The 18930-nt window shown below is 45.2% G+C and carries 19 protein-coding genes; 3 read left to right on the plus strand and 16 right to left on the minus strand.

The window, feature by feature from the left end; genetic code table 11:
• Window positions 1-245 precede the first annotated feature (245 nt).
• Window positions 246-1460, plus strand: coding sequence for an IS256 family transposase (locus tag ACUUHJ_RS16165; protein WP_289673754.1), 1215 nt, complete (start codon window positions 246-248; stop codon window positions 1458-1460).
• Between the two features lie 28 nt (window positions 1461-1488).
• Here the strand turns inward: ACUUHJ_RS16165 and ACUUHJ_RS16170 are convergent, their stop codons facing one another.
• Window positions 1489-2319, minus strand: coding sequence for a VWA domain-containing protein (locus ACUUHJ_RS16170; RefSeq protein WP_472299345.1), 831 nt, complete (start codon window positions 2317-2319; stop codon window positions 1489-1491).
• A gap of 254 nt (window positions 2320-2573) precedes the next feature.
• On the opposite strand from ACUUHJ_RS16170, the gene ACUUHJ_RS16175 reads away from it, so the two are divergent.
• Together ACUUHJ_RS16175 and ACUUHJ_RS16180 are read left to right on the plus strand one after the other, a co-directional pair.
• Window positions 2574-3233: a UPF0016 family protein gene (locus ACUUHJ_RS16175; RefSeq protein WP_472299346.1), complete on the plus strand. Its 660-nt coding sequence runs from the start codon at window positions 2574-2576 to the stop codon at window positions 3231-3233.
• Window positions 3234-3259: 26 nt separating this feature from the next.
• Entirely contained in the window at window positions 3260-4366 is a 1107-nt protein-coding gene (locus ACUUHJ_RS16180; protein WP_472299347.1) for a toxic anion resistance protein, read from the plus strand.
• A 339-nt stretch (window positions 4367-4705) separates the two neighbouring features.
• Here ACUUHJ_RS16180 and ACUUHJ_RS16185 read toward each other — a convergent pair whose 3' ends face one another.
• The 15 genes from ACUUHJ_RS16185 to ACUUHJ_RS16255 all read right to left on the minus strand — a co-directional run bounded on the left by ACUUHJ_RS16185 (window position 4706) and on the right by ACUUHJ_RS16255 (window position 18906).
• Window positions 4706-4840 carry a hypothetical protein gene (locus ACUUHJ_RS16185; protein ID WP_472299348.1) on the minus strand — a complete coding sequence of 45 codons (135 nt, stop codon included), beginning with the start codon at window positions 4838-4840 and terminating at the stop codon, window positions 4706-4708.
• 359 nt (window positions 4841-5199) lie between these two features.
• Window positions 5200-6762, minus strand: coding sequence for an FMN-binding glutamate synthase family protein (locus ACUUHJ_RS16190; protein ID WP_472299349.1), 1563 nt, complete (start codon window positions 6760-6762; stop codon window positions 5200-5202).
• Window positions 6763-7423: 661 nt separating this feature from the next.
• Complete coding sequence (locus tag ACUUHJ_RS16195; RefSeq protein WP_472299350.1) at window positions 7424-7990, minus strand: SLOG family protein; 567 nt, start codon at window positions 7988-7990, stop codon at window positions 7424-7426.
• A 260-nt stretch (window positions 7991-8250) separates the two neighbouring features.
• Window positions 8251-8796 (minus strand): cytochrome P450, encoded by a 546-nt coding sequence (locus tag ACUUHJ_RS16200; protein WP_472299351.1) that lies wholly within the window; start codon window positions 8794-8796, stop codon window positions 8251-8253.
• A gap of 546 nt (window positions 8797-9342) precedes the next feature.
• A complete protein-coding gene (locus ACUUHJ_RS16205; RefSeq protein WP_472299352.1) occupies window positions 9343-10203 on the minus strand; it encodes an MBL fold metallo-hydrolase in 861 nt (286 codons plus the stop codon).
• Window positions 10204-10420: 217 nt separating this feature from the next.
• Complete coding sequence (locus ACUUHJ_RS16210; RefSeq protein WP_289672854.1) at window positions 10421-11089, minus strand: YqeB family protein; 669 nt, start codon at window positions 11087-11089, stop codon at window positions 10421-10423.
• Complete coding sequence (locus ACUUHJ_RS16215) at window positions 11086-11697, minus strand: TetR/AcrR family transcriptional regulator (RefSeq protein WP_289672851.1); 612 nt, start codon at window positions 11695-11697, stop codon at window positions 11086-11088. The genes ACUUHJ_RS16210 and ACUUHJ_RS16215 overlap by 4 nt, the downstream gene beginning before the upstream one ends.
• Window positions 11698-11859: 162 nt before the next feature.
• On the minus strand, window positions 11860-12648 hold the full coding sequence (locus ACUUHJ_RS16220; protein ID WP_472299353.1) for a 2-keto-4-pentenoate hydratase: 789 nt from the start codon (window positions 12646-12648) through the stop codon (window positions 11860-11862).
• Between the two features lie 12 nt (window positions 12649-12660).
• On the minus strand, window positions 12661-13683 hold the full coding sequence (gene dmpG / locus ACUUHJ_RS16225; protein WP_472299354.1) for a 4-hydroxy-2-oxovalerate aldolase: 1023 nt from the start codon (window positions 13681-13683) through the stop codon (window positions 12661-12663).
• A 31-nt stretch (window positions 13684-13714) separates the two neighbouring features.
• Window positions 13715-14602 (minus strand): acetaldehyde dehydrogenase (acetylating), encoded by an 888-nt coding sequence (locus ACUUHJ_RS16230; RefSeq protein WP_472299355.1) that lies wholly within the window; start codon window positions 14600-14602, stop codon window positions 13715-13717.
• 22 nt (window positions 14603-14624) lie between these two features.
• A complete protein-coding gene (locus ACUUHJ_RS16235) occupies window positions 14625-15410 on the minus strand; it encodes a 2-keto-4-pentenoate hydratase (protein WP_289672843.1) in 786 nt (261 codons plus the stop codon).
• Window positions 15411-15439: 29 nt separating this feature from the next.
• Window positions 15440-16906 (minus strand): aldehyde dehydrogenase, encoded by a 1467-nt coding sequence (locus tag ACUUHJ_RS16240; protein WP_472299356.1) that lies wholly within the window; start codon window positions 16904-16906, stop codon window positions 15440-15442.
• Between the two features lie 10 nt (window positions 16907-16916).
• A complete protein-coding gene (locus ACUUHJ_RS16245; RefSeq protein ID WP_472299357.1) occupies window positions 16917-17378 on the minus strand; it encodes a RidA family protein in 462 nt (153 codons plus the stop codon).
• A complete protein-coding gene (locus ACUUHJ_RS16250) occupies window positions 17375-18379 on the minus strand; it encodes an amidohydrolase family protein (RefSeq protein ID WP_472301204.1) in 1005 nt (334 codons plus the stop codon). Before ACUUHJ_RS16250 ends, ACUUHJ_RS16245 begins: the two co-directional genes overlap by 4 nt.
• Window positions 18370-18906, minus strand: a complete 537-nt coding sequence (locus tag ACUUHJ_RS16255; RefSeq protein WP_472299358.1) for a 3-hydroxyanthranilate 3,4-dioxygenase — start codon at window positions 18904-18906, stop codon at window positions 18370-18372. Before ACUUHJ_RS16255 ends, ACUUHJ_RS16250 begins: the two co-directional genes overlap by 10 nt.
• Window positions 18907-18930 lie beyond the last annotated feature (24 nt).

An 18930-nucleotide genomic window follows, 5' to 3' on the forward strand; every position in this document is an offset into this window, starting at 1 on the left:
GGGCGTGCATGAACAAAAAAACCAGCCAAATTTAAATTTGAGCTGGTCTCGATTTGTTCCTATTTAATTAAGCCTTTGGAACGAGCTTTCGTGAGATACGATGGGAACTCGGCAAGAGAACGTTTGAACAACTCCTCGTCTGAGATCCGATCAAGATCGGTGCAAGTAAAGGAGTCTGTAAAATATTTTGTGTAAACTCTCAACCTCTAAACTACAATTAGGAGTAGAAAGGTTGGGAGATTTTTATGATGTCAAAAGAGCAGATCAAGCAGTGGATCAAAGAGAAAAACATGAAGTCAGTGGACGACGTGCAGTCAGCGTTAAAGGATCTATTCGCAGACACGATCCAAGAAATGCTGGAAGCTGAAATCGAGTCCTCTCTTGGATACGCCAAGCATGACATGAAAAACAAGCGGACAACCAACAGCCGCAATGGGTATAGCAAGAAAACCGTCCGTTCTGAGTACGGGGATGTTGACATCCAAGTCCCTCGAGATCGAGAGGGTGATTTTGAGCCGAACATTGTAAAGAAACATCAATCCAATGTGACAGGGATCGAAGATCAAATTCTCGCCCTCTATGCCAAAGGCGTATCCACACGCGATATCCAAGACCATCTGCAACAGCTCTATGGCATCGAAGTCTCACCAACGCTCATATCCAATGTAACGAATAAGATTGTACCGATGATCAAAGAGTGGCAAAATCGCCCCTTACAAGCGGTTTATGCTGTTGTTTTCCTTGACGCCATTCACTTTAAGGTAAAACAGGACGGAGCTATCGTCAATAAAGCCGCCTATATGGTCATTGGTATTGACCTTGACGGTCATAAAGATGTGCTCGGGATCTGGATTGGGGAGAATGAATCAGCAAAATTCTGGCTGCATGTACTCAATGAACTGAGAAATCGTGGAGTGCAGGATATTCTCATTACGAGCGTCGATAACCTTCGAGGCTTTACAGAAGCCATTTCAGCATGTTATCCGAAGACGGAGATTCAGAAATGTGTCATCCATCAAATCCGAAACTCCATCAAGTATGTTTCCTATAAGGATCTAAAAAAGATTACGTCCGAACTGAAACCCATCTATAAGGCTCCAACGGAGCAAGCTGCATTGGAAGAACTCGAGCAATTTGAACAAGCCTGGGGCAGTAAATATCCCTTGATGGTTCGTTCCTGGCGAAATAACTGGGATGAGATTGCGACTTTCTTTAAATATCCCCCAGAGATTCGAAAGCTGATCTATACAACCAACGTCATCGAGAGTTATCATCGACAGCTCCGAAAAGTGACAAAGGGAAAAGCCATGTTTCCCACAGACGATGCCCTTCTGAAGATGCTATATCTCGTGACCATGGATGTTCTGCGAAAGTGGACGGGACGCGTCCAGAACTGGGGACAGATTCTCTTGCAGCTATCCGTTTTCTTTGAAGATCGAGTACAGCCGTACATTCGGTAACAAATGAAAGGCTTCATCCCCGAAGGGATTATCTTTCTCTCCACCAATGCGTCAAGGGTTCGCTTCGCCTTACGCCCTTGACTCTATTGGCTTCGAAAAAGAGGTCCCAATTAGGGGGATGAAACCTTTTCATATATCGGTTGATTGAGTTTACACAAAAATCTTGACAGACCCAAGTAAAGAAGTTTGCGTTATCGATAAATCGTCCCTGAAGGTTATCGAACTTATTCAAAAATTGAAATTTTTCATTTCCGATCCCAACGAATTGCCAAAAGATGCCCAATTTGGATGCTTCTCGAATTACTGATTCCGTTTCATCCTTATCGCCATTATCCCCATCTGTAAGAAAGTAAACGTATACTGGTTCACTATTCTGGTAATGCGCTTTATACGCATTCTGGTCAATTGAAAACTTTTGCCCACCAAATAGCTTTCCGAAGAACCCTCCACCGGTAGAGGAACCCTCAAAAGCTTGTGGGTAATACTTTTTCGTGATGCGCTTCATTACCCCCGCGTAATTTGTATAGCCCTCAAGTTGATATTTCTTGACAATGCGATCATTTACGTAGTTGAAAAAATCCCTTTCAGACAGTTCTCCTACTTCGTAATCATTTTTGCCAAACAGAAAGATGTCAATCGAGCGATTATCATCAAACTTCACACCAAGCGCAAGCAAACGTTCAACAGCTCGTTGGACTACTCCATTTTTGTATAGAGTATGCATCGAACCAGAAATATCAATAGCTAGTGCGACCCGAGCTGTTTGACCATTCAAACCGACTTTAGAAATGGCTTCATCAGCCTTTTTCTTCAGACTAATAAAGTTCTCTTCTGCTTTCTTTTTCAAATCAATAGACACGAAGATCACTTCCTTTAATTATGTACAGACTTTTAGTTGATCTATAGAAATATGTAGAATCTATTAAACAAATTGTACCATAAAATGCTAAAATCAAGGATATATAGGGAACCCAACCCATTGCTCCCCTATTAATGGCTCTCTTATTTGAGAATTTATTGTCGAAAGTCGAAATAGACATCTTTACATATTTTTTTGTCATGTTATATATGGGGTACAAGGTTTCCGACAAACAAGTAAGAAAGAGAGGATAAATGATGAAAAAAAGAGTTAGATACAGAAAAAGATATGCATTCCTTGGTGCTATAACGGGATACTTATTAGCTTTACTTGCATCCACAATACTTCCAACTTTTATCATGTTAGCCATACCGTTGCTAACAGCAGCCATAGGGTTTGTCTTAGGTGAAAAGAAAGAGCAGCGATTCAGTGGAATTACGGTACCAGAACCGGACCAGAGAATTACTTCTACTGAAGCGGGGAGTGAACAAACGAAAAAGGAACTGGAATCTACCTATTCATCAGAAATACGAGAGTATCTACAAGTTATTAAGGAAATTGTGATTAACGAAAATGAAAAGCGCAACCTCGATGATGAAATATCCGAAAAGACAATAAACCTTTGTTCCAAGATCGATACTCTCCTCCCCTACATAGAAACGCTCGGTAGTGCGCAAACGAAGCATGATATTAAAATGCTCGTCATGAAGGACTTGAATAGTGTCATCAACCCCTTCTTGAGGCTGAGTGTTGAAAATAAGCTAAAGAATAGACGAAAATTATTAGACGGTCTCCGTGATATCAACCTAAAGCTGAAAGTGATCTCTACATCCATTGAACAACACGACATCTATGAGTTGGAGAGAAAGCTTACTCTCATTACCGAAAAATATAATGCCAAAGAAATTTACTAATCACCTTTAAGGAGCGTGTTATAGCAATGACGACACAGGCTATCCAATTAGTTAAACAAGAAGACATCATCAAGATCCAATCTGAAGCAGAAAATGTGGTGCGCCAGCTGCAAACGGATAATCAAAGTCAGATGGATTCAATTTTGGAGCAGCTGGGTAATTTGGGCGAAAGCACCCAACGAAATGCCGCTGAATCTCTCGAAATTCTAAAAAGACCTGTGAAAGATCTAATGGAAGGGAAAAACAATGAGATTCCGAATACACTCTTAAAACTTCGTTCCTGCACAGAAGAATTGAATCCGAATAAAATCTTTCAAAGCGGTGGGATCAGCAATCTCTTCAACAGAATCTTAGGGAAAAACCCGATTTCCCAATACATTCGAAAATATGAATCCGTTCGTACGCAAATTGATAACATCATTGCCTCCTTGCTTAATGGCAGTGACAAGTTAAAAGAAGATGTCATTAACTTGAAATACATTAAGAAAAAATCCGGTGAAAATATTTATGAATTAGAGAAACGGATTTACTTCGGTAACAAGTTGCTTGAGATGCTTGAAGTGGAAAGCAATAAGCCTGAAAATCAACATCGCAAACCCGAATTTGAAAAAGCAATGGTCAAAGTCGTAACAAGAGTAAAAAATATGAGTCAAATGATCAACATTTTACAACAATCCATCGCTTCTGTTGATGTTATTGCGGACAATAACGAAAAGTTGGATGAAGCTGTCTTTAACGCGATTACGATGACGCAAAACGTGGTCACAGTGTCCGCTGCCATTCACTTGGCCTTGAATAATCAGAAGAAGGTAATCGAAGCTGTACAAAATACCAATCAGGCCATTGAGGATATGCTGGTAGCCAATGCTCAAAGCTTAAAACAGAATACACAAGAAATCACCTCGATGCTGGAACAGCCAAGTATCGCAATCAATAAGCTGCAGCAGGCATTTAATGATGTGTATAGCGCAATCCAAATTACCGAAGATTCAAATCGGAGAATTATCGATTCTAGCAAAAACTTCATCCAAGAGATGGATAAGCTCAATGCTGACATGAGAGTAAAACTCGGTATGGCAGATCCAAATCAACTTTCTGCACCAGCCAATCAGCAAACCTCACTTCTACAGTAAATAAAAAAAGAGGAAACCAAGCGATCTTTACTTGGTTTCCTCTTTTCTTTCCTTGGCTGGTTCACGATCCACTTCATTGCTTCAAAAGGATCTTGCTCATCGCCTTTGGGAATATGTTTGGCGACAAGCTGTATCGCAGGCAGCTCGATCCAGACTCCTGTTGGCTCTCCACTTTCATCGCGATGGATGTGACCGCACTCCAAGATGTCTGTTACTGACTTATGAGATTCGCGTGGAAGGTGGCATTCATTTAACGTGGAAACGCATGTATGTGCATATCATGCAAGCCAGGTAAGACCGTCTTTCCTTTTAAATCAACTACTTCGGTTGTTAGAGAGATCAGCGACTTGATTTCGGCGTTACTCCCCACTCCAACGAACTTCCCTCTTTCACCGCTACTGCCTTAACGTAGCGATAGCGCGGAACTACACAATAAATCTGTCCATTCAAATAAACCGTATCCGGAGCCACCAAATGAACAACCCCTTCGAAAGAAAGTAGAATCGCAGACAATCAGATAGCTAGCCGCCCCCCTCCCCCATCCATACGGGTGCTTGCTTGAGCTTTATTATGACAAAAGCTGAAAATGCTGCCTATTACCCAAAAGGGTGATTTTTGCGCTCGTCTCCTCAATTTGGTTTTAATAGATCTATCTTTTAGAAAGGTGACGGGCAAGGCAATTTATGCGACCTGCTCGCATACAACGTGGAGGACCGACTGATGTTGCGAATATATGAATAGGTCAGTTAATTAATGGGATACAGGAACTTCTACACTTAAAAAGCTGTGAATGCATTCGCACTCACAGCATAGAATGAATCCTCCCAACTACGTTAATCCAATCTGGTCTGCGTTGCTTTCAAGCGGTTTCTATGTTTTAAGAAAAACTGCTTCTTCTTGCTTTCATTACTCTGTTCGGAGGGATCAGGCCTCAATTGACCAGTGTCATCCTCGCTCGGAACCAAAAGCGAGTCCATAAACTCTTTGGACAGGATATACGGTTCATAGGCAAGAGGAACTTTTGTTACCTTGCTCGTCAATTCATCGAGGGCTGCAAGATCATCTACGCCAACTTGATGAACAGATGTTTTTCCCAATGCAAGAATCGCGACTTTCATTTCCTCCACAAAAGACGTAAGAAAGTTCTCTAAATACTTTGCTGCTTCTTGCTCATCAAATTGAGCAGTTAAACTTCCTGGGTAAAAAACAAGTTGAGTAGGAGGTTCCCAAGGAATTGCTTTTGTTACCTGATCATGCGTCATCGCCCAAAGGAGTGCCGTCCCCATATAGACACCATCAACACCCAACGCAAATGCTTTCAAGCAATCAGATGGCGTGAAGTATCCTCCTCCGCTTAACAAGGTGATTTTTTCCTTCACCCCGCGTTTTTGTAAGTAATGTACGGCACGTGAAACGGCATAAATGGTGGGAATTCCAAAATCGTCCTCCAGGATGGGAGGTCCACCCTTAGATCCTGCCTGTCCGCCATCGATGCTCACAAAATCAACCCCTGCAAAAATGGCGACTTCTAAATCGGCTTCAATCTTTGCGCTTGCACATATTTTAACTCCAATGGGGATTCCACCAGTAAGGGCGCGCAGATGATCAACTACTTTGCGAAGATCTTGCGGTTTATTGATATCCTTATGCCTGGAAGGAATCACGACATAATCATCATTCTCCACTTTCAAGATTTTTCTGGCTCTTCCCTGAACGTACTCCGAAGGGATAAAACTCCCCGCACCAGCAATAGCTCCTTGCCCGATATGGATTTCGATTGCATCGGCCTGTTTGAGAATTTCTGGCTCTTTTGACCACTTACCGCTGTGGTATTGAATAATTAGATGTTTGGCGTTTTGTCTCTCTTCGGGTAAAAACCCCCCTTCACCCGTATTTGTTAATGTGCCGACTGCAGCAGTTCCTTTTGCAATCGCTATCTTTGTTTTCTCTGACACACCAATTCCATACCCCATTCCCCCTGCCATAATGGGTATTTCCAGCGACAAAGGTTTTTTTGCCTGAGGTCCGATGGTAATCCGCATATCTATATCTACATCTTCAGGGGTGACTAACGTAGCCAGTTGTGCCGGTGAAAAGATAAGTCCGTCGTAAGTAAGAAATTTACGCGGACTCCCAAACGGTCTTTCAATGACGGCCCCTTCTGAAGCTCGCAAGCTATTTTCAATCAAAATTCTTGGTGGCAGGCGAGTCAAAGCCGTTACCATTTCCCAAATGTTTTCGGGATACCGTTCATTCATGAGCCGCTTCGTGAACCGGCCAATGATCCATTGCAGCAACGACCTGGAAAACATAAGCGCTAGAATTCCTGAAAATAGAATGGCTGTCATTGTACCCGTAAATGATCCGATGTCAAAAGACATCCATTTACTTCCCATTATACTTCTCCCCTTCGATACCGTTGGCAATAGCGTACATGCAGATAAGAATGATTCATGCGCAGGTTAGCGATAGTAGCCGCATTTTCAAGAATTTTGTGTTTTACCATCGTTTGGAATACCGCATTATCGTATTCTTTTTTTCCTGCTTGTAGTATAAGCCAGGTAGACAAGTTTATTCTCACAAAAACGTCGTTGAGCAATGGTTTTGATCCATAATTGCAGGCAGATTTACTGATCTCCCCAGATGAGGCAGAGTACATCCTGAGACAAACAGATGCTCCGGTGCGAGGCTATCAGCGAAAAATGCAAAAGGAGCTGTCGCGGTGCGACAAGCTCCTAGAAATCCATTTGATTAAAATTTGAATAATCAAAGACAACGTTTTGGCCAGCAAGTAAAACCGGTGCTGTGTCACCTCAAATTAACCCTGCCGTTCATATTCAGATGAATGCTATAGCTCTTCTCTGTATTTTTCGCTTTCGAAATTCGGAATCTGCCGTTATAGGTTGCCTCAGATAAAAGTAAAAACTTAATCAAGAGTTATATAAATTCGTTCTAAGTTTCCTATTTTGAAGAAGCTATGCCCCATGAATGCCAATAAATTTTCTACATTGGGAGAGGAAATTTGGGACTAAATAACATAGGTTTGTCGCTGTTTGATTAGAAGTAGTCATTGTATAATTCTTGCTGCTGTTCCTCTGCAATGGCCTGTAAGTCATATGCGTTAATTCGAAACAACTGATAATCGCTACTATCCGCTTTATTTGCGGCAAGCTTACTTAAAAACTTCGGGGAGCCTTCGTTTTCTTCATCGTAAACTAACAAGATCCCATCTGAATTCGATAGCAAAAATTTGTCTTTCTCTCCAAGCTGCCAAACTCCTTGGTAAGTTGTTTGATAGACACTATTGATATAATCGGCTTGCGTCACAATATTTCGGTAGTAATCCTGGGTTTCTTCTTTCCACTTTTCCTCTTGATTCAAAAATGGAGTAATTACAGCCAGTTTTAGATGTGGATACTCCCTCTTTAATTCCAGAACAGTTTCGGCTGCCCACATTTCTACCCCGAGTTGACCTGATATGATGACCCATTCCAACTCTTCCTCAAGGAATCTTACGAGCTCCCGCTTCAGTGCTTTCTTTATAATTGCTAATCCCGGATTTTTTTCATTAAATATTCCAAGCTCGTGAGCCTTGTATCCTGAAACAAATAACCGTTTTAACATGATACCACCTCATGTCGCTGATCCTTTTTATCATCCAATTAAAATTTGAACATCCATTATAACAAGATCTGACTGTTCCTGATATACCAAATTCCATTAGTAGGATCGATACAATAGATGAATCTGATGTGGGATTTGGTCATTGAATAATAAAAGGGACCATCTGGCCCCCTTCCATTAAGTGAACGAACCTAATTCTTTATCCACGTACGATTACGGGGAAACTTTTCAAACCATATACGGCACTATTGTCAATTGGATCAACCGTAAAACCTTGTGGACTTCTTCTCATCTCGATTGGCTGATCCGAGCCAAGGTACTACAACCTCACCTTTTTGTAACCTTTGACCACCGATTTCTGTTTCTTTGGTAACGATACGTCTTAATACTTGAGCAGGTGAACGATACCGCAGCACTTCTTCGACCATTTGCGGTACCAGCGAAGGATTCTTTCTTACTTCCTCATAAAACCCGTGATTTTCTATGATGCTAAATACGGCATTCGAGATTAGGTTGGTTGTTGTTTCATTTCCTGCGACCAACAAAAGATTGCAGAAAGGAACCAATTCGTCCTCAGAAATTTTAACTCCTTCATCTTCTGCACGTATGAGGATTGAGATCAAATCATTACCCAGATTAGTTCTCTTTTCATCGATCATGCTTTCAAAAAATTCCTCTAATTCTTTCTCGGCCTTTCGTTTTATCTTCATTAATTCTTCTACATCTTCTTTGCTGATGCTCTTCGGTGACATGACAAGAATGTCTGACCATTCTTTAAACCTATCAATATGTTTTGGAGTTCCCATTCCTTCATCACTCTCGGGGTGAATGCTCGATTAACGATAGAACGAAGATCAGTATGTTGAGGAGGGTCAGTATTAATCAATGTTTAACTGATGGAACTTCCAGGTAAACGAGGAGATTTACTTGAGAAATATTCCTTATCGTCTAAGACTCTTTTTGACATCATCATAAAGAAACACATTCCATACTTTAGCTCTTTCATCATAGTAAACAGGTGATTCCTTTCTCATTTGTTCATACCAAGAAAACGGATTGTAAGAATCGATATCTTCCGCTCCACCTTTAATTAGACCAAAAGGTATAAATACTGGGTCACTTGTTTATTAGTCATTCAACGGGATTTAAACTACCCTTTTCCCTATTATCTTCCATAAAAATGCACCCCCTAAAGTTCATCGGTAAAACCAAGGAGGTTTTTCCAATACCTACTTTAAGGGGTGCACTTCAAAGTGGATACGAGCCGGTCTGATAAAAAGTTGTAGTTGACTAGACCGTTCTGAATGGCAAAAATCACCGAATGGTTGCCGCGGTAAGCTCGATGAATCGAATCATTGGTAGGCAGCTCCTACCATGAACCATTCGAGAGCTTCTGAAAATTCATGAGGAAGCTCTGACACCTGAAGGAAGGTACACATCTCGCTTACGATCTGTTCTCTGTTTTGACCGTATTGCTCTGTGAGCAGAGCTAGCTGCTCCCAATCACTGAGCTCCTTTTGAAAGGCAGCTCGATCCAATGGCCGGCCGTGCGATTCCACGAAAAGGATTGCTTCAGACTGGTACGCTTGCTTCAACACGCGCAGAAAACGGGAGGCTGTATAACTGCGCGGTCCGCCATAAACAGAGGGACCCAAGGCATCTCCCAAGAACAGAGTTTGATCCTCTTTTACGTACAAATAGCACGAATCTTCCGAATGATCTCCTCCGACACGGTTCACCTGACATGTCACGCCACCAATGTCGATCGTGATCGATTCATCGAATAGGATATCCGGCTCGACGATTCGGATCAAGTCCCGGTTCATACCGTACTCTTTTTTGATGTTCGCCATCGTGCTGGCATTGATGATCTTCTCCGTACAGAGCTGTTCCATGACTTCATCCGACCAATTCAGCCCCATCAGCTTGCTCAATGAATGTGCCGTTTTTGCCTGCGCGATGGTAGGTAGATCCCATTCTGACATTCCGAATGTATGATCCCAGTGCCAATGAGTCAGTATGAGCAGATCTGGAAGACGAACGCCAAGCCTTTGCAACTCCTGACGAAATAACGCGGCATGCGCCGGTGAATTTCCAGCATCAATCAAGAGAGTTTTTCTTTCCCCTGTAATGGCTGCTAGGATGGGGCGATCCGTGTCATGACTTGCATGCATAATCAAGATATGCTCGGTAATCTGTTCAATCGTGGACATTTCCTTCTCCCCTTTCCATATACGCCGATGTAATTTTCTCTCTACAAGAATAGTACCGCAATATTTTCCATGTTATCACACAACACTTCCCCCTCGCACAAACAAAAAACGCCCGTGTTACCAGGCGTTTTTGTAGATATTCGAAAATGAAATTGAGGCCAAGCAGTTTAACCTGCTCAGCCTCATAAATCGAGAATATTGAAATACCTGCTAGTTTTTATCGGTAATATTGCCTTTTGTCCTTTTCTTTTACGGATACTTTTAGTTTCCAAAGTTCTTGAGCCAATTGGAAAGCTTCTTTATCATTTCCTTTTTCAATGGCTATTTCCCTTGCTTTTAATAGAGCATTCGCAGCAGGAGATAGGTCAGGAGAATCCACAACCCATATTTTAAAATCATGTTGAAATGGGTCCGTATCGCTCCAAGCATAATCATGCTTTCTAAATGCAGCACCTACTGTGTTTTTCGTAAGCTCTTGCTTAGAACGAAATAGTTCCTTCTCATCATGACCTAAAAACACCAATTGCTTTTTATCCATAAATACAAGGGAAATATCCTTCTTTTTAAAAAGAATTTCATCATCTCGAAGTTTACATGTAACCTTATCATCATATACAGACGTTTCTAAGCTTTCATGGAAAGAGAGTAGAGTCAAGGCAATACCCGCAATCAGACCAAGGATCATCGTAACAATGCCTACCCATGCTCCATTATAGGCTGCAATTAGTTGTAAGGGTCCCTGGAAGGGTACCCATGGCAAAGAGCTGCCCCATTTAGCAATACTCGGAAGAAACCAGCCGAACACTAAACCGATAAGCGGGAAACCAAGCCACAAGATAACCTTATCCGTTTTTGAAAAATGTAATATTGTATGATTCTTGCTCATTTACAGTCTCCTTTTTTAGATAATACACTTGTAACGGTTTCTCTCCATACAGCTGATACATCTAGTTGAATGCCGATCAGCGGATAGTTTGATAAGTTATCGAGTGTTAACGCCAATACACATGCTTTTTCACGTAATCCTTTTGAATCAGTGTGACCAAATTCTTCACCTTTTTGTAGTAATCGAAAAAAACCGTCAATAAAGCCTTCCTGAATGGCCTTAATTTTTAATCGGTACTCTTTACTATGGGAAGATTCTCGGTTTCCATATAAAAGAAACTCATTTAATACCTGTACAACAAGCATTTGTGCATCTGTAGGCTCTTCACCTAGCAATTGCAAGCCATCACGAACCATCTTCTCTACAAAATTCTTTTTGGTATACTCATGAATGTGAAAGTATTGTTCAAAACTATATCCATCTAAAATCCATGCGAATACAGCGTCTATTAGTTCCTCTTTCGAAGCGTAATAATAATAGATGGATGGCTTCTGTATGCCTACAGACTGAGCAATCATGGAAAGGGAAGCTTTTTCAATTCCATACTGCCCGATCAACCATGTAGTCGTTTCAAGAATTTTTTGTCGTGTTGCTTCGCTTTTATTCATTTTTTCACCATTTTCTACCTATCGTTAGTTAGATAATAACGCCTACTTTTGCTGACTGTCAAGATGATTCATAAGGGGATTCGCTTCCCAACACAAAAAGGAGCCGAAAGAATACGGGATGAGATGACTCCGTGCATTCTTCTCGGCTCTTTGCCTTACTGCTTATCTCGTTTTCACCACAAACTCAATGCTTCCGAGGCCACCCCATTTGGCGACTACCACATCCCCTTCCCGTAGCTGGTGGGAACCGGTAATGCCCCCGGACAATATCAAATCTCCCTTGTGCAGCTTACGTCCTTCGCGAGCAAGCATGTTCGCAAGCATCGCGACCGCGTGGGCTGGATGACCGAGAACCGCCGCACCAGCGCCCAAGTCTTTGAGCTCGCCATTGATCGAAAGAGTAACGCCAACCAAATCGAGTTCAAGTTCATCAGGCTTTCTCCAGGTCGATCCGATAAACACACGTGAAGATGAAGTATTGTCGGCAATCACATCCGGCAAGGAAAACTGGAACTGCGCATACCTGCTATCGATAATCTCTAGTGCGGGAACTACATAATCAGTGACTGCCAGGACATCAGCCTCCGTGATGCCTGGTCCTTCCAAATCCTCAAGCAAAACAAAGGCGATTTCCGCTTCCACTTTGGGATGAATCAATTCATTGATCGGCAGAATGCCGTCCTCGATATTCATATAGTCAAAAATGTAGCCACGAATCGGTTCGTGCACATTCATTTGCTTCATTTTTGCCTGACTGGTCAAACCCATTTTAGAGGCAAAGATTCGATGTCCCTGCTCAAGCTTGAGGGAGACCAACTCATCTTGAATACGATATCCATCTTCCACGGTCAGCTCAGGGTATTCAGCCGTCAGTTTCACGACCACCTCTCTATTCAACTCCGCATTCACCAGCTTCTGAGCCAACCTTTTGTACAGTAGTTCCGATTGCACGCTGATCACCCCCTATTTGATTTTGGTAGAGCTGTACCCTTGGGCGACTTCCGCTGCGACATCGACGATCATGTCTTCTTGTCCGCCCACGACCTTTCGTCGTCCCAGCTCGATCAAAATATCTCGGGAGTCGATGCCGAATTTCCTGGCTGCACGCTCAGCATGAAGCCGGAAGCTGGAATAGACACCCGCGTATCCGAGAACCAGGGCGTCTCTGGTAATCTCCTGTGATACTTGAAGAATCGGCGAAACGATATCCTCTGCCAGGTCCATCATTTTGTACAGATCGACGCCTGTCTGAATGCCCATACGATCCAATACAGCAAGAAGAACCTCGGTTTGTGTATTGCCCGCACCTGCACCCAGGCATCGAACACTGCCGTCAATCCAGGTGGCACCCTCTTGAATGGCAACGAGCGTATTGGCCATGGCTAAAGACAAATTGTTGTGTGCGTGGAAGCCAACGGGAACATGCAGACATTGCTTCAATGCTCGGACTCGTTCCCCTGCTTGATCAGGTAGCAGAGCGCCAGCTGAATCGACGATGTACACGACATCGGTTCCATAGCTTTGCATGAGTCCAGCTTGCTCCGCCAGTTTTTCCGGAGCAGCCGTATGCGCCATCATCAAAAAGCCAGCTGTCGTCAAGCCAAGCTCTTTCGCCTGATAAATATGCTGAGCCGAGACGTCCGCTTCGGTCGCATGTGTGGCGATTCTTGCCATGCCTACCCCCAGCGCTGCAGCCGTCTTCAAATCTTTGATCGTGCCGATTCCCGGCAGCAGGAGCACGCCCACTTTCGCTTGTTTACAAACGGAAACGGCAGCTTCGATCAGCTCCAGTTCAGGGGTCCTGGATAGCCCATACTGCATGGACGATCCCGCCAATCCGTCTCCATGGGAGACTTCAATGTACGGTACGTTCGCTTCATCTAATGCACGGGCCACCTCGACTACTTGCTCCACGGTAAACTGGTGATTGATCGCATGGCTTCCATCTCGAAGCGCTACCTCAGTGATCACAATATCACGAGTCATTTGCGGTCCCTCCTTTCATTCATGGCTATAGCTACATACTCGTGCCGATGCCGACAACATGCTTGGCATATTCCTCTGCTACCTTTACCGCTGTCGCCGTCATGATATCCAGATTGCCTGAATAAGTAGGGAGGTAGTCACCCGCGCCTTCCACTTCCAAAAAAACGGTGATCTTGTTTTCATCAAAGATCGGTTCTGAGCGCAGGCGGTAACCAGGAACGTATGATTGAATATATGCAACGGTCTGGTGAATAGCCTTCACGACCGCCTGTCGGTCCGCACCTTCGTCCACTACGGCATAGACCGTATCCCTCATCAGGATTGGCGGTTCCGCCGGATTCAGGATGATGATCGCCTTGCCTTTCTTCGCTCCACCGATCGCTTCGATACCTTGTGCGGTCGTCTCCGTAAATTCATCGATGTTGGAACGTGTGCCAGGACCCGCGCTTTTACTGGAAATAGTGGCCACGATCTCTGCGTAACTGACTGGACTCACACTCCCTATCGCATGAATGATCGGAATCGTAGCTTGGCCGCCGCATGTGATCAGATTGATGTTCGTTTCATTCAAATGCGCATCGAGATTCACAGATGGTACTACGTAGGGCCCCACAGCAGCAGGCGTCAGATCGATGGCGAACTTTCCTGCCTCCCGGAGCGCCTTGGCATGCAGAATATGAGCTTTGGCTGACGTAGCGTCAAAGACGATATCCGCAAGTTCCGCACCGCTTTCCAAAAACGGTTGTAATCCGCCGTCAAATACGTAGTATCCAGCAGCCTTTGCTCTACGCAGACCATCCGAATCGTGATCGATTCCAATCATGGACGTCAGTTCAAGCACGGGCGACTTTCCCAGCTTGGTCATCAGGTCTGTCCCGATGTTACCCGACCCCAGAATGGCTACTTTTACTTTCTTCATACAGGCACTCCTTTCCTATTTTTTACTTACCAAACCTGACTCCTACGGAACCAAGTCCAGCAATCCGTGCATGAAATACATCGCCAGGCTTAGCTTCAACCGCAGCCGATAATGCACCGGACAAAATGATTTCTCCCGCTTTAAGTGTAATTCCTAATTCGTGCAGCTTGTTCGCTAACCACGCCACACAGGATGCGGGATTGCCCAATGCGGCGGCACCCACACCGGTATTGACCAGCTCCTGATTTTTATAAAACGCCATCCCCACCAGAGGAAGATCCAGATCTTGCGGTTTCACGGGATGTCCACCTAGCACGTAGAAGCCCGACGATGCATTGTCCGCAATGGTGTCTTCGAGTTTGATTTGCCAGTTGGCTATACGGCTGTCCACGATTTCCAAGGCGGGGATTACATATTCTGTTGCCATCAAGACGTCATAGATGGTTACATGTGGTCCTTCCAGATCGCGCTTCAGCAGGAAGGCGATTTCTGCTTCTACCTTTGGCGAAAGGACATGCTCGAAAGGCAGTTCACCGTTGTTTTCCACGACCATGTCGTCCAATAGATGTCCATAGTCTGGCTGTTCCACGCCAAGCAATATCTGCATGGCACGAGAGGTCAGACCGACTTTCTTCCCTGTAATCCTCGCGCCTTCTTTCACTTTTCGCTCAATCGTCTTCAATTGAATGTGATATGCCTCTATTTCGGTGATTTTCGGATCCAGTAAAGTGAGTGGCGCGACTCCTACGCCTTCACGACTCGCCGACGCTAAATGATCGGCGAATCGCGTGATTTTTTCTATGTCCACACGGCTCCCTCCCTGATTTGTTCTTCTCGCTATAATTTCATGGTGACAGTTTTTACCTCGGAGTAGAATTCGAAGCTGTGATGCCCACCTTCACGGCCAATCCCGCTGTCCTTGGCACCGCCAAACGGAGTACGCAAATCCCGCACATACCAGCAATTGATCCATAAAAGACCTGACTGTACTCGATCAGCTACGCGATGTGCGCGCCGCAGGTCGTTGGTCCAAACCACACCTGCCAGGCCGTAAGCCGAATCATTGGCGATTCGAATAGCGTCTTCTTCTGTACGAAATGGAATGATTACGATGACCGGACCAAAAATCTCTTCCTGCGCTACCCTCATTTTGTTGTCTACATCATAAAGAACGGTTGGCTCTAGGAAATTGCCGTCACCCAGCGCGCTGAGCCGTTTTCCGCCGTGACCAAGCTTTGCTCCTTCTTCCAGTCCGATCTGGATGTAGTGCTCCACCGTCTCCAAGTGACTGCGGGAAACCAACGCACCCATATCTGTGTCTGGTTCCAGCGGGTTTCCCACCTTGATCCTTTGAACAGCCGCCACAAATCTGTCCAGAAACTCTTCATATATGCTCTGTTGCACCAACAATCGCGATCCTGCCAGACAAATCTCGCCCTGGTTGCGGAATATCGCCTCGACCGACCCTTTTACCGCTTCATCAAGATCGGCATCCTCAAACACGATATTGGCTGATTTACCTCCCAATTCGAGCGATACTGGAATCAGGTTCGAAGCGGCATTCTGCATGACGGTCTTGCCGGTGCTAGATTCTCCTACAAAAGAGATCCGGCGCACATGGGGATGCGTCGTCATCGCCGTCCCGACAGTCCCGCCCGGACCAGTGAGGATGTTGAGCACACCAGGTGGCAGACCTGCTTCATTGGCAATTTCTCCGAGCATCACCGCCGAGAGAGGCGTGTACGAGGCTGGCTTTACAACGACGGTATTTCCTGCCGCTAAAGCCGCCGATGCTTTCCAGGTCATCTGCATGAAGGGCAAATTCCATGGAATGATCAGACTTGTCACACCTGCCGGAGCATATTTGGCGTAGGACATAAAATGGCGCATTTCATAATGCTCATGGACCATGTATTTGGCCATTTCGGCAAAAAATCGCAAATTTGCCGCCGCCCTCGGAATATCGAAGCCCCGACTTTCTTTGATTGGTTTGCCGACATCGAGCGTCTCCACCAAAGCGAGTTCGTCCACACGCTCCATCACCAGGTCAGCCATTTTGCAGAGAATCTTGGCGCGCTCATCTACAGGCATCTCACTCCAAACGCCTGACTCAAACGTACGCTGCGCCACGTCGATCGCTCTTTTTACATCCGTCTCACTTGCATTAGCCACAGAAGCCAGCTTGAGATTTGTCGCTGGGTTGATTGTATCGAAGGTTTCACCGGAAACAGCGTCCACGTAATCGCCGTCTATGAATAGCTTGGCGTCTTTTCGTATATAGTTTTCCTTGACGGTCTGACTCATGGGAATCCTCCTAATTCTCGATTTCCAAGATCATCTCTACTTCTACGGCGTTATTTAGCGGGAGCTGGGCCATTCCTACAGCGGACCGCCCATGCCTGCCTTTGTCGCCGAATAGCTCCACCAACAAATCGGATGCCCCATTCATGACTGTAGGCTGATCTATGAAAGCTGGATCGCTGTTAACGAATCCGAGAATTTTGACCACTCGTTTGACTCTCCCCAGCTCCCCTAGCTCATGCTTGGCAACAGCCAGCAGATTGAGCATGCACTGTCTGGCAGCTAGGTAGCCCTCCTCTATCGTGACATCCTGTCCCAGCTTCCCTCGATATTCGTTTGTCCCTTGGCCTGCCAGAAAGAGGAGATTGCCCGCTAGGACACAACTGACATAATTACCGGCCGGCTGTCTCGGTTCGGGCAGGGCTAGACCCATAGCCTGTAGACGTTGCTCAGGCGTTTCCGTCTGATGCTTCACAGTCCGTTCATCTCCTTTATGTTCAGGAAGCGTAGCGCGTTTTCACCCAGCAACGCCCGTTTCTGTCCATCCGTCAGCTCCCATGTATGATCGATGACTTCCCCGGGAGGTGTTTCACGAAGCAGGAAGGGATAATCCGATCCCATCATGATTTTATCTTCGCCAAAGCGCTTTATCATGTAATGGATGTTCAGTGGGTCGTACGTCAAGGAATCAAAGTAGAATTGTTTTGCGTACACACTAGGCGGTTGTTCGGTCAGACGCAGATGCGGCCATACCTTCCAGCCTTGGTCCAGCCGGGGTAGAATATAAGGAAAAGAGCCGCCGCCATGGGCAAAGCAGATTTTCAGGCGCGGAAACCTCTCGATCACGCCTCCCAGGATAAGACTTGCTGCGGCAAGCGCTGTCTCGCTTGGCATCCCGACGGTGTACATCAGGTTGTGCCGCGGCATCCGTTCTCTCCCCAGTGTCTCCCATGGATGTACGAAGAGCGGCACATCCCATGTCTGACACCTTTCAAAAAAAGGAATCAGTCCCGGGTCGTCCAGATTGTTGCCATTTATGTTGGTACCGATTTCAATCCCTCTCAGGCCGAGCTCGTGCATGCAGCGATCCATTTCCCGAATGGCTGCCTCGGTATCTTGCAAGGGAACAGTACCCAATCCGATGAAATACTTCGGATGCTGGTTGACCGTCTCTGCGATAAAATCGTTTTGAATCCGCGCCATCACTTCCGCTTCGGCTGCCTTGGCCCAGTAGGAAAACGTGACGGGAATGGGTGACAACACCTGCCTATCCACGCCTTCCTGCTGCATGTCATGAATCCGTTTTTGGGGATCCCACACTTGATCTGTCACTTCGCGAAAGACTTTTCCTCCGACCATGATAGTTGCCCCGCATGTGCAAGTGCGGTGCAGAACTGGCCAGCGCTCTCCATGAAAGCGTTCAGCCAGGTTGGGAAGATCCTCTGGAATAATGTGGGTATGGAAGTCTACTCGCATTTCCACTCACTCGCTTCCGGAGACATGATGTGCCCACATTTTTGGCATGTCCGCAGCTCCAGATTGCTGTTGAAGCCTTCAATCGCTTCTTTTACCTGCACCTCTATGTTGGTCAGTTGAATCCGTACGCGATGCATTTCGTGGTCGCAGTTTTCACAGAACCAAGCAAAGTCCTCCAGTTCTCCCTCATTTCTGTTGCGCTCAATCACGAGTCCGATCGTATCCGCAATTCTGTGTGGGGAATGCGGGACATTCGCAGGAAGAAGGAACATTTCGCCTTCTTTTACTGTGATGATCTCACGCTTTCCATCCTGATTGATGATCTCGACAAAGCAATCGCCCTTGAGCTGGTAAAAGACTTCTTCGGATGGATCAATGTGAAAATCCCGCCGTTTATTCGGTCCTCCCACTACCATGACCATTAGTTCTGCATCTTTCCAAATCACTTTGTTATTCACTGGTGGCTTGAGCTGATCGTTGTGATCCTCGATAAACTTCCACAAATGGATCGGTGCCAATGTAAGCATGCTCTATACCCTCCCTGTTTTTAT

Source organism: Brevibacillus schisleri (genome assembly GCF_055685845.1).

Excerpts from the sequence above, each read along its gene's own strand:
- ACUUHJ_RS16250 (WP_472301204.1), bottom strand. The coding sequence starts at position 18,379 with ATGCGAGTAGACTTCCATACCCACATTATTCCAGAGGATCTTCCCAAC.
- dmpG (WP_472299354.1), bottom strand. The coding sequence starts at position 13,683 with ATGACTCGTGATATTGTGATCACTGAGGTAGCGCTTCGAGATGGAAGC.
- ACUUHJ_RS16215 (WP_289672851.1), bottom strand. The coding sequence starts at position 11,697 with ATGAATAAAAGCGAAGCAACACGACAAAAAATTCTTGAAACGACTACA.
- ACUUHJ_RS16210 (WP_289672854.1), bottom strand. The coding sequence starts at position 11,089 with ATGAGCAAGAATCATACAATATTACATTTTTCAAAAACGGATAAGGTT.
- ACUUHJ_RS16240 (WP_472299356.1), bottom strand. The coding sequence starts at position 16,906 with ATGAGTCAGACCGTCAAGGAAAACTATATACGAAAAGACGCCAAGCTA.
- ACUUHJ_RS16195 (WP_472299350.1), bottom strand. The coding sequence starts at position 7,990 with ATGTTAAAACGGTTATTTGTTTCAGGATACAAGGCTCACGAGCTTGGA.
- ACUUHJ_RS16165 (WP_289673754.1), top strand. The coding sequence starts at position 246 with ATGATGTCAAAAGAGCAGATCAAGCAGTGGATCAAAGAGAAAAACATG.
- ACUUHJ_RS16190 (WP_472299349.1), bottom strand. The coding sequence starts at position 6,762 with ATGGGAAGTAAATGGATGTCTTTTGACATCGGATCATTTACGGGTACA.
- ACUUHJ_RS16175 (WP_472299346.1), top strand. The coding sequence starts at position 2,574 with ATGATGAAAAAAAGAGTTAGATACAGAAAAAGATATGCATTCCTTGGT.
- ACUUHJ_RS16255 (WP_472299358.1), bottom strand. The coding sequence starts at position 18,906 with ATGCTTACATTGGCACCGATCCATTTGTGGAAGTTTATCGAGGATCAC.
- ACUUHJ_RS16200 (WP_472299351.1), bottom strand. The coding sequence starts at position 8,796 with ATGGGAACTCCAAAACATATTGATAGGTTTAAAGAATGGTCAGACATT.
- ACUUHJ_RS16230 (WP_472299355.1), bottom strand. The coding sequence starts at position 14,602 with ATGAAGAAAGTAAAAGTAGCCATTCTGGGGTCGGGTAACATCGGGACA.
- ACUUHJ_RS16180 (WP_472299347.1), top strand. The coding sequence starts at position 3,260 with ATGACGACACAGGCTATCCAATTAGTTAAACAAGAAGACATCATCAAG.
- ACUUHJ_RS16205 (WP_472299352.1), bottom strand. The coding sequence starts at position 10,203 with ATGTCCACGATTGAACAGATTACCGAGCATATCTTGATTATGCATGCA.